The organism is Pseudomonas savastanoi, assembly GCF_020917325.1.
GTDB lineage: Bacteria > Pseudomonadota > Gammaproteobacteria > Pseudomonadales > Pseudomonadaceae > Aquipseudomonas > Aquipseudomonas amygdali.
The window spans coordinates 513,878-526,347 of sequence record NZ_CP076652.1; the positions used below are offsets into that span (position 1 = coordinate 513,878).

Consider the following 12,470-nt stretch of genomic DNA (forward strand, 5'->3'; position numbering starts at 1 on the left):
GTCTGCGGCATTCTATGTGATTGAGGAGCTGTATGGATATTACCGAGCTGCTGGCCTTCAGTGCCAAACAGGGCGCGTCGGACTTGCACCTCTCTGCAGGTCTGCCACCGATGATCCGCGTCGACGGCGATGTGCGGCGTATCAACCTGCCCCCGCTGGACGCCAAGGAGGTCAAGGCGCTGATCTACGACATCATGAACGACAAGCAACGGCAGGATTTCGAGGAGCGTCTGGAAACCGACTTTTCCTTTGAAGTGCCGGGCGTTGCGCGTTTTCGGGTCAATGCATTCAACCAGAATCGCGGTGCTGGCGCGGTCTTCCGGACCATCCCTTCGAAAATCCTGAGCATGGAAGACTTGGGGATGGGCAGTGTGTTTCGGAAGATTACGGATGTGGCGCGCGGCCTGATTCTGGTCACCGGACCGACCGGCTCAGGCAAGTCGACGACGCTGGCGGCGATGATCGACTACCTCAATTGCAACAAGCATCACCACATCCTGACCATCGAGGACCCGATCGAATTCGTCCACGAATCGAAGAAGTGCCTGGTCAACCAGCGCGAAGTTCATCGCGACACGCTGGGCTTCTCGGAAGCGCTGCGCTCGGCCCTGCGCGAAGACCCGGATGTGATTCTGGTCGGCGAGATGCGCGACCTGGAGACCATTCGCCTGGCGCTGACCGCCGCTGAAACCGGCCACCTGGTGTTCGGCACGCTGCACACCACGTCGGCGGCCAAGACCATTGACCGGATTGTGGACGTGTTCCCGGCTCAGGAAAAGTCGATGATTCGCTCGATGCTCTCCGAATCGCTGCACGCAGTGGTTTCACAGGCGCTGCTCAAGAAGGTCGGCGGCGGACGGGTGGCCGCGCATGAAATCATGATGGGCACGCCCGCGATCCGTAACCTGATTCGCGAGGACAAGGTGGCGCAGATGTATTCGTCGATCCAGACCGGCGGTTCGTTGGGTATGCAGACGCTGGATATGTGCCTGGCTGATCTGGTGAAGAAAGGCCTGATCACCCGCGAAAGCGCTCGTGAGCGGGCCAAGGTGCCAGATAACTTCTGATCACAGGGAGGCTGCAGGAACGAAAAAGGGGTCTTGAACGCGTTCAAGACCCCTTTTTTCAGATGCGGCTTGCGGACCGCAGATTCACGCCAGGATCAGCGCTGAACCACGCGCATCTGGCCGGGCTGTTTTGGCAGAACGCGCTTGGCGATCTTGTAGTGACTGTTCCAGTACGGCTTGTTCAGCGTATCGACAGTTACGGCCTTGCCACGACGCGGCGCATGCACGAACTTGTTGTCACCCAGGTAAATGGCGACGTGGTTGATGTTGCGGCTCTTGATGTTGAAGAACAGCAAGTCACCCGGTTTCAGATCCTTGCGATCCACCGTCTGTCCATGACCCTGGGCCATGGCATTGGAGGTGCGTGGCAGGTCGACCTCACGCACATCCGTGTAGGCATATTTGACCAGCCCGCTGCAGTCCAGACCCTTGCCGGGTGTGGTGCCGCCCCAGCGGTAAGGCGTACCGACAGCCTGCAAGGCGCGTTTCACGACGGCATTGCCCTGCTTGGCAGGGACAGCAGCCGACGCCTGCAAGGTGGCCTTGCTGGCGTTCTTGCGTGAAACCGGCTTGGAAGCGCGGGCATTTTTGGGGTGAACGGATACTGGTGTGGCTTCCTGTGGTGCATTGCGAGTCGCGAGTGCCGGTGAAGAGTGACTTTTGGCGGTGTAGCCCGTGAAGCTCGCAGGAAGTTGTTGCTCACGATTGGTGGCGTGGGCGGCCAGTGGCATAAAAAGGCAAATGGTTAGCCATGTCTTGAAAAAAGGACGCATTCGGCAGGGCTCGTAGTGGTCAGCGCGCAACTTTATAACAGCTTTTTCGGAAAATCTGACCCCATTTGTCGAGCGCATCACACTGGTATCGTTGCGTTTTATGCGACAGACTCTTTCTTTTTTCTTGCTAATCCCTTTGACGACAAGGGCTTGGCGGCATAAACCCGCCTCATGTGCCATACGTCGGAAGAGGGAAACCAAGTCACAAATTTGTTATGTATTTTTTTCTATCAGCGCAAAGAGGGTAAAAATGAACGCCTATCGTTCGGACACGCACAGCAAGGTCATGGGCTACCTGATGTGGATTTTCGGGTTCCTGGGGGCGCATCGCTTTTACTACGGCAAGCCGGTGACCGGGACCATCTGGTTCTTCACCTTCGGTCTGTTTGGTATTGGCTGGCTGATCGACCTGTTTCTGATCCCGTCGATGGACCGCGAAGCCGACCTGCGCTTTACCTCGGGTTCCACCGATTACAGCCTGGCGTGGATCCTGCTGACCTTCCTGGGCCTGTTTGGCGTACACCGCATGTATCAGGGCAAGTGGATCACCGGCATTATCTACCTGTGCACGGGCGGGTTGTTTCTCTTGGGGATTCTGTATGACTTCTGGACCCTGAATGACCAGATCTCGATGAAGAACGCCCGACGCGGGTAAGGCTTGGGGCGAGGGGCTGACGCAGAGGGTGGTCCGGCCCGGTCACCTATCGTTGCTCACGCTCCAGTCCAGACACCTCTCGTTCCTCACGCTCCAGCGTGGGAATGCCCTTCGTGACGCTCCGCGTCACAAATCTGCGCGGCACCACAGACTCGTGATCGAACGCAGAGCGTCCAGCAGGGCATTACCACGCGGAGCGTGGTAACGAGAGTCTGAGGCTTTAAGCTCAACGGCTGTAACTGATCCGTCCATCCACCAGCGTGTAGCGTATCGAGCCGGGCAGGCAGTGGCCGATGAAGGGGCAGTTTTCGCCTTTTGACAGCCAGGTCTCGCCTGCAACCGTCGAGGCGGCAGGGTCGAACAGCACGATATCCGCTGGCGCACCGGCACTTAGCTTGCCGGCCGGCAGGCGCAAGGCGGCGGCCGGGCCGCTGCTCAGGCGAGCGATCAGGGTCGGCAGGTCGAGCAGGCCGTCATCCACTAACGTCATGGCCAGCGGCAACAGCAACTCCACGCTGCTGATGCCCGGTTCCGTAGCGCCAAACGGTGCCAGCTTGGCGTCACGCTCATGCGGCTGGTGATGGCTTGAAATCGCCTGAATGACACCGCTCTTCACTGCTTCACGCAGACCATCGCGGTCGGCGCGAGTGCGCAGCGGCGGCTGGACGTGATAGAGGCTGGAGAAGTCGATCAGCGCCTCGTCAGTCAGAATCAACTGATACAACGCTACATCCGCCGTCACCGGCAGACCGCGTGCCTGGGCCTGGGCAATCAGCGCCGCACCACGCGCACTGGTCAACTGGCTGAAGTGCGCGCGCACACCGCTTTGCTCGACCAGCAACAGGTCGCGAGCCAGCGCCACTGTCTCGGCCGTCTCGGGGATGCCCGCCAGACCCAGAAACGCCGCCGTCGCGCCATCGTGCGCCAGACCGCCTTCGGCCAGATCACGATCCTGCGAATTGAAAATCACCGTCAGGTCGAAGGTGGCCGCATATTCCAGCGCCCGGCACAGCGTACGGGTGTTGCTGAAGCTGCTCAGACCGTTGCCGAACGCCACGCAGCCTGCGTCGCGCAGGGCGATCAGCTCTGCCAGTTGTTCGCCTTCCAGGCCCTTGCTCAGTGCGCCGACAGGAAACACCTTGCTGAAACCGGCTTCACGGGCGCGGTCCAGAATCAGTTCGGCCACCGCCGAGGTGTCGAGCACCGGTTTGGTCTGCGGCGGGCAGCACAGGCTGGTCACGCCGCCTGCCACCGCCGCGCGGGTTTCGCTGGCGATGCTGCCTTTGCGGCTGTAGCCCGGCTCGCGCAGGGACACGTTGAGGTCGACCAGACCGGGTGCTGCGACCAGTCCTGCAGCATCGATGGTCTGGGTGGGCTCGAAACCCTCCGGAGCGGCACCGATAGCGGTGAGCTTGCCTGCTTCAACATGCAGGTCGGTAACCTGATCCATCCCGCTGACCGGGTCGATGACGCGAGCGCCGAGGATGCTGAGCTTCACTGGGCGTTCTCCTGTTCGAATTGGCGTTGTGCGTTTTGCCCGCTCATGGCCATGGACAGCACTGCCATGCGGATTGCGATGCCGTAGGTCACTTGATTGAGAATCACCGAATGCGCGCCGTCGGCCACTGCCGATTCGATCTCCACGCCGCGGTTGATCGGGCCGGGGTGCATGACAATCGCATCCGGCTTCGCGGCCGCAAGGCGCGCTGTGGTCAGGCCGAACAGGCGGTAGAACTCGCCTTCGCTGGGCAGCAGCCCACCGGTCATGCGTTCGCGTTGCAGGCGCAGCATGATCACCACGTCCACGTCCTTCAAGCCTTCGTTGAGGTCGGTGTAGACCTTCACCCCATATTGTTCGACGCCGACCGGCAGCAGGGTTTTCGGCCCTATCACGCGGATGTCCGGGCAGCCGAGCGCCTGGAGCGCGAGCATGTTGGAGCGTGCTACCCGTGAATGCAGGATGTCGCCAACGATAGCCACCGACAGGTTTTCAAAGCCGCCCTTGTGCCGACGAATCGTCAGCATGTCGAGCATGCCCTGGGTCGGGTGTGCGTGACGGCCATCGCCGCCGTTGATGATCGCGACGTCCGGGCATACGTGTTCGGCGATGAAGTGCGCAGCACCCGAGTCTGCGTGACGCACGACGAACATGTCGGCGGCCATCGCCTCAAGGTTGCGCAAGGTATCGAACAGCGTTTCGCCCTTGCTGGTAGACGAGGTCGAGACGTTCAGCGTGATCACGTCGGCAGACAGTCGCTGCGCGGCCAGTTCAAAGGTGGTACGGGTACGGGTGGAGTTCTCGAAGAACACGTTGCACACCGTCTTGCCGCGCAACAGCGGGACCTTCTTCACCGCCCGTGCGCCGACTTCAAGGAACGAGTCGGCGGTGTCGAGAATTTCGGTAAGCAGCTCGCGGGGCAAGCCGTCCAGAGACAGAAAATGGCGCAGCTGGCCCTGGTGGTTGAGCTGCAGCGGGCGCTTGGCGTCGAGAGGCGTCATCGCAATGGACTCTTAAAGGGCGGTGGAGAGGTCTTGAAGCTCGAGCGCCAGCGGCTCGGGGCCGGACAGCTTGATGCGTTCATCGGGTGCCAGCGACAGAGTCGCGCCAACCACATTCGGGCGGATCGGCAGTTCACCGGCGTCCAGGTCCAGCAGGCAGACCAGCGTAACGCTGGCCGGGCGGCCGTAGTCGAACAGTTCATTGAGGGCGGCGCGGACGGTACGACCACTCATCAGCACGTCGTCGATCAGCACCAGATGCTGCCCTTCTATTTCGAACGGCAGGTCCGAAGGTCGCACTTGAGGGTGCAGGCCGTTCTGGCTGAAGTCATCGCGATAAAACGAAACGTCCAGGGTGCCGAGCGGAGCGGGGTTGTTCTGTGCCTTGAGCAGCGCCTGGGCAACCCATACACCGCCCGTGCGGATACCAATGAAACGAGGATCGCTGATGCCGCGCTTGCTCAGGTGAGCGTTCAGGTCAGTGGCCATCTGACGAATCAATTCGGCGGGATCGGGCAGGCTCATGGTTGCTCCTTCAGAGGCTCGGGCAGCGTCGGTCCGTGGCGCAATGCTCAAGCGATAACGTGGAATCCGGGTATCTCGAAGCGATAAAGGCAGAAAAAGTCACACATTCAACAGCTCGGGGTGCTCGTCCAGCCAGCCTTGCAGAAGAAGCGCAGCAGCAATGGCATCCACCGGATTATCGCGGTAGCTGCCTTTCTGGCCGCCGCGAGCCATGCGCTCGCCCTTGGCTTCGAAGGTGGTCAGGCGTTCATCATGGGTGTAGACGGTTACACCAAAGCGGCCGTTGAGCTTGCGCGAAAACTTTTCCGCGCGCGCGCTCATGTCGCTGGGCGTGCCGTCCATGTTCAACGGCAGGCCGACCACGATGGCGTCAGGTTTCCATTCGTTGATCAGTGCCTGAACCTTGTCCCAGTCCGGCACGCCATTCTGCGCCTTGAGCGTACAGAGTTCACGTGCCTGACCGGTAATGGCCTGACCGACCGCAACGCCGATCTGTTTGGTGCCGTAATCAATCCCCAGCAGCAGCCGTAAAGCGGCCATCAAGCGTGTCCTGCCTGGGTCGATATGAGGTTGAGATTGATGCCCAGGCGTCTGGCTGCCGCATCCAGGCGTTGCTCGCTGTCGACATCGAACAGGATGGCCGGGTCAAACGAGCAGGTCAGCCAGGCGTTGTCAGCCATTTCCGCATCCAGTTGGCCGGCGTCCCACCCCGCGTAGCCGAGGGTGATCACATTTTGATCAGGCCCGTAGCCATCGGCGATTGAAAACAGCACGTCCTGCGAGGTCGACAGCGAAATCCCGCCGGGAAGATTGACTGTGGCCTGAAACGTCTGGCCACTGGGATGCAGGACAAAGCCGCGATCGGTTTGCACCGGGCCGCCCGAATGTATGGCGATTTCCTGGCAGCGTTTGGGCGCAGGAAGCTCCGGTCGCAGTTGCTCGAGTACATCTGCCAGGGTCAGGCTTTGCGGGCGGTTGATCACCAGCCCCATTGCGCCATTGGCGTTGTGCTCGACAACGTAGGTCAAGGTCTGAGCAAAGTTCTCGTCGTGCATGTGGGGCATGGCGATCAGGAACTGGTGCTTTAGATAACTCGGGGAGACTTTTTTCATGAGTCCTAGTTTGGCGTTGCCTTGCGTGCCTGACAACTGACACTTGTACGTGTCGGGTGTCAGTTGGCAAAAAATTCAATTGCTTGACAGCTTGTCGCCGCGTGCAAATTTCCAGGTGCGGATGATCTCCAGCCGGTCGATGTCTGCCAGATCGCCGGTGAACGGCGCAAAAGGTGCTGCCAGACGCACGATTCGTTGTGCAGCCTGATCCAGCAAAGGTTGCCCTGATGATTCAAGCACCAGCACTTCATACAGCGAGCCGTCCCGATTTATTGACACAAGAAGTCGCAAATTGCCATAGATCTGCTTGCGTCGTGCTTCCTCAGGATAGTTCAGGTTTCCGACCCGCTCGACCTTCTTGCGCCAGTCGTCCTTGTACCAGGCACCTTTGTCGCGCATGGTCGAGGCCGCATTGAGGCGGTGGATCTTCGGGCGCTTGGCGTAAAGCTGCTGCTCGGTCGACAGTTCGGCTTCCAGGCTGGCAATTTCGTTGCTCAGCTCCGCGCTGTCAAAGGTCGGTGCGGCCTTGGTGGTTGGCTCGGGCTTGACCTCATCGCGTTTGGCCACGGTTTTCTGCTGGCTGGGCGCAGTGGTCGCGACCGCGGTCTTGGGCGCTTCCTGCTTGACCACCGGCTTGCTGGCCGGAGGCGGGGTGACCTTGTTGACCTTGGTGTCCTGATACGGCGCCAGCTCGGTGGTCTTGAGCGTTTCGGCCTTGTCCAGAGTGCCGCTGCCCTGTTGATCGTCCTGTGCCAGAAAATCCGCCTGTTTAGGCTTTTCTTCGCTTTTGAACGTGGCGAGGGTGATTTCCAGGGTCTGCGAGATCTGCTCCGGCTTTACATAGGTGAAACCCACGCCAAGGATCACCGCGAGGTGGATCAGCGCCGCGATCATCATGGTAAAGCCCAGGCGATCGGCAGGACGCACACCCACATTGGCGAGCTCGAGGGGGAGGTCGTTTCTGGCCATGGATGTCATTGGCGGTTCAGCATCTCGTCAGCCTGCATGTCAAAATCCGTGTCGTGTTACAGGTGGCGCATGATAACGCAATGTACGGCGAAGCTCTGTTGCGGATCGGACGAAGGGACGCCGTGGCGCACGGTTTGATCCGTGGCCAGCGGCGTCAACCGTTGATCAGCCCTTGCGCGCCTGCAGCTTCTTGTCGATTGCATCCATCAACAGGCCGCCGATGTTGGTGCCGAAGGCATTGTCGATTTCGCGGATGCAGGTCGGGCTGGTGACGTTGATTTCGGTCAGGTGCTCACCGATCACGTCGAGGCCGACGAACAACAGGCCTTTTTCGCGCAGGGTCGGGCCGATCTGTTCGGCGATCCAGCGGTCCTTGTCGCTTAGCGGACGGGCTTCGCCACGCCCGCCTGCGGCCAGGTTGCCACGTGTTTCACCGGCGGCAGGGATGCGCGCCAGGCAATACGGGACCGGTTCGCCATCGACCATCAGTATGCGCTTGTCGCCGTCCTTGATGGCGGGCAGGTAGCCCTGCGCCATGATTTGCTGCGTGCCGTGAGCGGTCAGGGTTTCGAGGATTACTGACAGGTTCGGATCGCCCGCCCGATGGCGGAAGATCGACGCGCCGCCCATGCCGTCCAGCGGCTTGAGGATGACATCGCCATGTTTTTCGGCAAATTCGCGAATGATGTCGGCGCGGCGGCTGACCAGGGTCGGCGGCGTGCATTGGGGGAACAGCGTGGCGAACAGCTTCTCGTTGCAGTCACGCAGGCTCTGCGGCTTGTTGACGACCAGCACGCCTGCGCGCTCGGCCTGCTCCAGCAGGTAGGTGGCGTAGACGAATTCCATGTCGAACGGCGGGTCCTTGCGCATCAGGATCACGTCCAGGTCATCGAGACCTGCGTCCACTTCTGCTTCGAACTCGAACCATTTGGCCGGGTCGGCAAACACCTTGAGCGGCTTCATGCGCGCGCGGGCCTGGCCAGCGTCCTGATACAGGTCTTTCTGTTCCATATAGAACAGCGACCAGCCGCGTTCCTGTGCGGCAAGGAGCATGGCCAGCGAGCTGTCCTTTTTATAGGAAATGCGCTCAATGGGGTCCATGACAATCCCTAGGCGAACGCTCATGGGCAATATCCTCTGATCGGTAAGGGTCGTAACGACCGTAAAATTGGCATCAGGGTGGCGTTCCGTTTGCTCCCGGTCAAGGGGCAGGCCCGCCACGGTGCGCTTTATGGATTGAGTCTGGAGAGTATGCTAAAAAGGCTCGGCATCCGGTTTTCGATCCTTGTGGATCAATGAAGCGATACCGTCAGGCTCCCAGTGCCTCGCAGAATGCGCAAAAATTCGCTGCGGCGATGGAAGAGCAGCTATGGAACAACACGCCTCCGCCTTGAAAGTCATGGTCATCGATGACTCGAAGACCATTCGCCGCACCGCCGAAACGCTGCTTAAAAACGCAGGTTGTGAAGTCATCACTGCGATAGACGGTTTCGACGCGCTGGCCAAGATTGCCGATAACCACCCACGAATCATATTCGTAGATATCATGATGCCGCGTCTGGATGGTTATCAGACGTGCGCGCTGATCAAGAACAACCGCGCATTCAAGTCCACGCCAGTCATCATGCTGTCCTCCAAGGACGGACTGTTCGACAAGGCCAAGGGGCGGATTGTCGGTTCCGATCAGTTTTTGACAAAGCCTTTCAGCAAGGAAGAACTGCTCAGCGCGATCAAGGCTCATGTGCCGGGCTTCGTTGCAGCAGAACAACACATATCATGACGCCCGCGCCCGATGTGGCACGCTCGTAACCTGACGGGGAACACCCATGGCTCGAATATTGATCGTCGATGACTCGCCGACTGAAATGTACAAACTCACCGGCATGCTGGAAAAGCACGGTCATGAAGTGCTCAAGGCCGAAAATGGCGCTGATGGCGTGGCCTTGGCCCGTCAGGAAAAACCCGATGCAGTGCTGATGGACATCGTTATGCCCGGGCTCAACGGCTTTCAGGCCACGCGTCAGCTGACCAAGGATGCCGACACCAGCATGATCCCGGTGATCATGATCACCACCAAGGATCAGGAGACTGACAAGGTCTGGGGCAAACGCCAGGGCGCGCGGGATTACCTGACCAAACCGGTGGATGAAGAAACCCTGATGAAAACCCTGAATGCGGTGCTGGCCGGCTGATTGCCGGAATCGCCATGGCCGAGCCACGTACCGCCTTTGAACTGCTTCTTGATATGGATCGACGCTGTCGTTCGCTGGCGGCGGGCCTGCCGCTGCAGGAAGCTCATCAGCAGGATTGGGTCGGCATCGGTTTCCGGATGGGTGAGCAGCGTTTCGTAGCGCCTATCGGCGAAATCGCCGAAATCCTTCACGAGCCTCATCATGCGGTGATGCCGGGCGTGAAGTTCTGGGTGGCGGGTATCGCCAATCTGCGCGGCCGGCTGTTGCCGCTCATGGATTTATGCGGGTTTTTCGGTCATGAACTGACCCCCGCGCGCAAACAGCGCCGGGTGCTGGTTGTCGAGCACAACGACGTGTTCGCTGGTCTGCTGGTCGATGAGGTGTTCGGCATGCAACGTTTCAGTCAGTTGAGCCTCATACCCCAGACATCACAAGACATCGATCAAGGTATCGCGCCGTTCTTGCGTGGGCAGTTCATTCGCGAGCAGGCGTGGCAGATATTCAGTCCGTGGGCGCTGGTACAGTCTGCAGATTTCATGGACCTGGCATCTTAGGCTCTGGTTTGTTTTGTTTCACAATTGATCCAGGCGGGGGCCTGATTAATGAGTAATACAGGCAGATCAAGGGAAGGCGCGCGCAGCCGGACGCAGATTATTCTGCTGTTTGTCGCGCTTATCGTTTTCATCATGTTGCTGTTCGCCAACTTCGCCTATCTCAACACTCAATCGAACTACGACAAACAGTACATCGGGCATGCTGGTGAGCTACGAGTGTTATCCCAGCGCATCGCGAAAAACGCCACCGAAGCGGCCGCCGGTAAAACCCAGGCGTTCAAGCTGCTGGCCGATGCGCGCAACGATTTCGACCTGCGCTGGGGCTACCTGAGAAAAGGCGACCCGGCCACCGGGCTGCCTGCGGCGCCTGATCTGATACGCGACGAATTGCGCACCGTTCAGCGCGACTGGGAAGGGCTGCGCAAAAGTACCGATGTGATTCTGGCCAGCGAACAGACGGTTTTGTCTCTGCATCAGGTGGCTGCGACACTGGCCGAAACCATCCCGCAATTGCAGGCCGAATACGAAAAAGTCGTGGAAAGCCTTCTGCAAAGCCGTGCGCCGGCTGCGCAGGTGGTGGTTGCGCAACGTCAGGCGCTGCTCGCAGAACGAATCCTCGGCTCGGTCAATACCGTGCTGGCCGGTGACGAAACAGCGGTGCAGGCAGCCGATGCGTTTGGCCGCGACGCCAGCCAGTTTGGTCGTGTGCTCAACGGCATGCTGGAGGGCAACGCCACGCTGCGAATCTCCCAGGTTGAAGACCGCGATGCCCGTGCACGTTTGGCGGAAATTGCCGAGCTGTTCGAGTTTGTGTCCGGCTCGGTAGACGAGATTCTTGAAACCTCGCCCGAGCTGTATCAGGTGCGTGAGGCGTCCGGAAACATTTTCAACACCTCACAGACCCTGCTGGATGAAACCTCGGTACTCACCAACAGCCTGGAAAACATGGCCAAGCGCCGTACTGTGAATACCATCGGTGGCTATGTACTGGGCTTGCTGGCGCTGATGTCGATCATCCTTATCGGTCTGGTCATGGTCCGCGAGACCAACCGCCAGTTGCGCGAAACCGCACAGAAGAGCGAGCGTAACCAGACGGCGATCATGCGTTTGCTGGACGAGATCGAGAACCTCGCTGACGGTGATCTGACGGTGACGGCCTCGGTGACCGAAGATTTCACCGGCGCGATTGCCGATTCCATCAATTATTCCATCGACCAGTTGCGCGAGCTGGTGGTGACCATCAACCTGACGGCCGAACAGGTTGCTGCTGCCGTTACCGAAACTCAGGCCACGGCCATGCAGTTGTCTGCCGCCTCCGAGCATCAGGCGCTGCAGATCAGCGCGGCTTCGACGGCAATCAACGACATGGCAGCGTCCATCGATCAGGTGTCGACCAATGCATCGGAGTCCTCGGCGGTGGCAGAGCGCTCTGTAGCGATTGCCAACAAGGGCAATGAGGTCGTGCACAACACTATTCACGGCATGGATAACATTCGCGAACAGATTCAGGACACGTCCAAGCGTATTAAGCGCTTGGGTGAGTCTTCTCAGGAAATCGGCGATATTGTCAGCCTGATCGACGACATTGCCGATCAGACCAATATTCTGGCCCTCAACGCGGCCATTCAGGCTTCGATGGCCGGTGACGCAGGACGTGGCTTTGCCGTGGTGGCTGACGAAGTACAGCGGCTGGCCGAGCGCTCGTCGTCTGCCACCAAGCAGATCGAAACGCTGGTGCGGGCCATTCAGAACGACACCAACGAGGCGGTCATCTCCATGGAGCAGACCACCAGCGAAGTGGTACGCGGCGCACGACTGGCGCAGGACGCCGGGGTAGCGCTGGGTGAAATCGAAGGGGTTTCCCGAGTGCTGGCCGAACTGATCGAAAGCATCACCGATGCGGCTCACCAGCAGGCCGAGTCGGCCGGACAGATTTCACAGATCATGACCGTCATTCAGCAGACCACCTCGCAGACCACCTCGGGCACCTCGGCCACGGCCGAAAGCATCGGCAATCTGGCAAAAATGGCCAGCGAAATGCGTCGTTCGGTATCGGGTTTTGCCCTGCCGTCATCGAAGAAAGCCGGATGATGTACAACCAATGAACAACCTTGATTGGGTAAC

14 protein-coding genes are annotated in these 12,470 nt (G+C 59.6%); 6 read left to right on the forward strand and 8 right to left on the reverse strand.

The genetic code is table 11. The annotated features are described in order from the left end of the window. Positions 1–32: 32 nt before the first annotated feature. Positions 33–1,067 (forward strand): type IV pilus twitching motility protein PilT, encoded by a 1,035-nt coding sequence (locus KP808_RS02355; protein WP_002551728.1) that lies wholly within the window; start codon positions 33–35, stop codon positions 1,065–1,067. A gap of 95 nt (positions 1,068–1,162) precedes the next feature. On the opposite strand, the gene KP808_RS02360 is transcribed toward KP808_RS02355, so the two are convergent. Next, positions 1,163–1,840, reverse strand: a complete 678-nt coding sequence (locus tag KP808_RS02360) for a C40 family peptidase (RefSeq protein WP_002551729.1) — start codon at positions 1,838–1,840, stop codon at positions 1,163–1,165. Between the two features lie 250 nt (positions 1,841–2,090). Here KP808_RS02360 and KP808_RS02365 point away from each other — a divergent pair, with 250 nt between their 5' ends. Beyond that, positions 2,091–2,495 (forward strand): NINE protein, encoded by a 405-nt coding sequence (locus KP808_RS02365; RefSeq protein ID WP_057459276.1) that lies wholly within the window; start codon positions 2,091–2,093, stop codon positions 2,493–2,495. A 226-nt stretch (positions 2,496–2,721) separates the two neighbouring features. On the opposite strand, the gene KP808_RS02370 is transcribed toward KP808_RS02365, so the two are convergent. From KP808_RS02370 to gshB, 7 genes are all read right to left on the reverse strand, one after another. Continuing rightward, complete coding sequence (locus KP808_RS02370; RefSeq protein WP_054077080.1) at positions 2,722–3,993, reverse strand: dihydroorotase; 1,272 nt, start codon at positions 3,991–3,993, stop codon at positions 2,722–2,724. After that, complete coding sequence (locus tag KP808_RS02375) at positions 3,990–4,994, reverse strand: aspartate carbamoyltransferase catalytic subunit (RefSeq protein ID WP_004666454.1); 1,005 nt, start codon at positions 4,992–4,994, stop codon at positions 3,990–3,992. The genes KP808_RS02370 and KP808_RS02375 overlap by 4 nt, the downstream gene beginning before the upstream one ends. A gap of 12 nt (positions 4,995–5,006) precedes the next feature. Further along, on the reverse strand, positions 5,007–5,519 hold the full coding sequence (gene pyrR, locus KP808_RS02380; RefSeq protein ID WP_230017380.1) for a bifunctional pyr operon transcriptional regulator/uracil phosphoribosyltransferase PyrR: 513 nt from the start codon (positions 5,517–5,519) through the stop codon (positions 5,007–5,009). 99 nt (positions 5,520–5,618) lie between these two features. Further along, complete coding sequence (ruvX, locus tag KP808_RS02385) at positions 5,619–6,059, reverse strand: Holliday junction resolvase RuvX (protein WP_002551734.1); 441 nt, start codon at positions 6,057–6,059, stop codon at positions 5,619–5,621. Beyond that, on the reverse strand, positions 6,059–6,631 hold the full coding sequence (locus KP808_RS02390; protein ID WP_002551735.1) for a YqgE/AlgH family protein: 573 nt from the start codon (positions 6,629–6,631) through the stop codon (positions 6,059–6,061). The genes ruvX and KP808_RS02390 overlap by 1 nt, the downstream gene beginning before the upstream one ends. A gap of 75 nt (positions 6,632–6,706) precedes the next feature. After that, positions 6,707–7,609, reverse strand: a complete 903-nt coding sequence (locus KP808_RS02395; protein WP_058399849.1) for an energy transducer TonB — start codon at positions 7,607–7,609, stop codon at positions 6,707–6,709. A 156-nt stretch (positions 7,610–7,765) separates the two neighbouring features. Further along, on the reverse strand, positions 7,766–8,725 hold the full coding sequence (gshB, locus tag KP808_RS02400) for a glutathione synthase (protein WP_002551737.1): 960 nt from the start codon (positions 8,723–8,725) through the stop codon (positions 7,766–7,768). Between the two features lie 244 nt (positions 8,726–8,969). Between gshB and pilG the strand changes: the two genes are divergently transcribed. The 4 genes from pilG to KP808_RS02420 are packed head-to-tail and all read left to right on the forward strand — an operon-like array spanning position 8,970 to position 12,437. Continuing rightward, positions 8,970–9,380, forward strand: coding sequence for a twitching motility response regulator PilG (gene pilG, locus KP808_RS02405; protein ID WP_002551738.1), 411 nt, complete (start codon positions 8,970–8,972; stop codon positions 9,378–9,380). A gap of 46 nt (positions 9,381–9,426) precedes the next feature. Continuing rightward, complete coding sequence (gene pilH / locus KP808_RS02410) at positions 9,427–9,792, forward strand: twitching motility response regulator PilH (protein ID WP_003316741.1); 366 nt, start codon at positions 9,427–9,429, stop codon at positions 9,790–9,792. Positions 9,793–9,806: 14 nt separating this feature from the next. Beyond that, the gene (locus KP808_RS02415) at positions 9,807–10,346 is read left to right on the forward strand and encodes a chemotaxis protein CheW (protein ID WP_002551740.1); all 540 of its coding nucleotides are present in this window, start codon (positions 9,807–9,809) and stop codon (positions 10,344–10,346) included. Positions 10,347–10,394: 48 nt separating this feature from the next. Further along, entirely contained in the window at positions 10,395–12,437 is a 2,043-nt protein-coding gene (locus KP808_RS02420) for a methyl-accepting chemotaxis protein (protein WP_044322893.1), read from the forward strand. The last annotated feature ends 33 nt before the right edge of the window (positions 12,438–12,470 follow it).

Bases quoted from the DNA above. Each gene is read 5' to 3' on its own strand.
- KP808_RS02355 (WP_002551728.1), top strand. From the start codon at position 33: ATGGATATTACCGAGCTGCTGGCCTTCAGTGCCAAACAGGGCGCGTCG.
- KP808_RS02360 (WP_002551729.1), bottom strand. From the start codon at position 1,840: ATGCGTCCTTTTTTCAAGACATGGCTAACCATTTGCCTTTTTATGCCA.
- KP808_RS02365 (WP_057459276.1), top strand. From the start codon at position 2,091: ATGAACGCCTATCGTTCGGACACGCACAGCAAGGTCATGGGCTACCTG.
- KP808_RS02375 (WP_004666454.1), bottom strand. From the start codon at position 4,994: ATGACGCCTCTCGACGCCAAGCGCCCGCTGCAGCTCAACCACCAGGGC.
- pyrR (WP_230017380.1), bottom strand. From the start codon at position 5,519: ATGAGCCTGCCCGATCCCGCCGAATTGATTCGTCAGATGGCCACTGAC.
- ruvX (WP_002551734.1), bottom strand. From the start codon at position 6,059: ATGGCCGCTTTACGGCTGCTGCTGGGGATTGATTACGGCACCAAACAG.
- KP808_RS02390 (WP_002551735.1), bottom strand. From the start codon at position 6,631: ATGAAAAAAGTCTCCCCGAGTTATCTAAAGCACCAGTTCCTGATCGCC.
- KP808_RS02395 (WP_058399849.1), bottom strand. From the start codon at position 7,609: ATGACATCCATGGCCAGAAACGACCTCCCCCTCGAGCTCGCCAATGTG.
- gshB (WP_002551737.1), bottom strand. From the start codon at position 8,725: ATGAGCGTTCGCCTAGGGATTGTCATGGACCCCATTGAGCGCATTTCC.
- pilG (WP_002551738.1), top strand. From the start codon at position 8,970: ATGGAACAACACGCCTCCGCCTTGAAAGTCATGGTCATCGATGACTCG.
- pilH (WP_003316741.1), top strand. From the start codon at position 9,427: ATGGCTCGAATATTGATCGTCGATGACTCGCCGACTGAAATGTACAAA.
- KP808_RS02415 (WP_002551740.1), top strand. From the start codon at position 9,807: ATGGCCGAGCCACGTACCGCCTTTGAACTGCTTCTTGATATGGATCGA.
- KP808_RS02420 (WP_044322893.1), top strand. From the start codon at position 10,395: ATGAGTAATACAGGCAGATCAAGGGAAGGCGCGCGCAGCCGGACGCAG.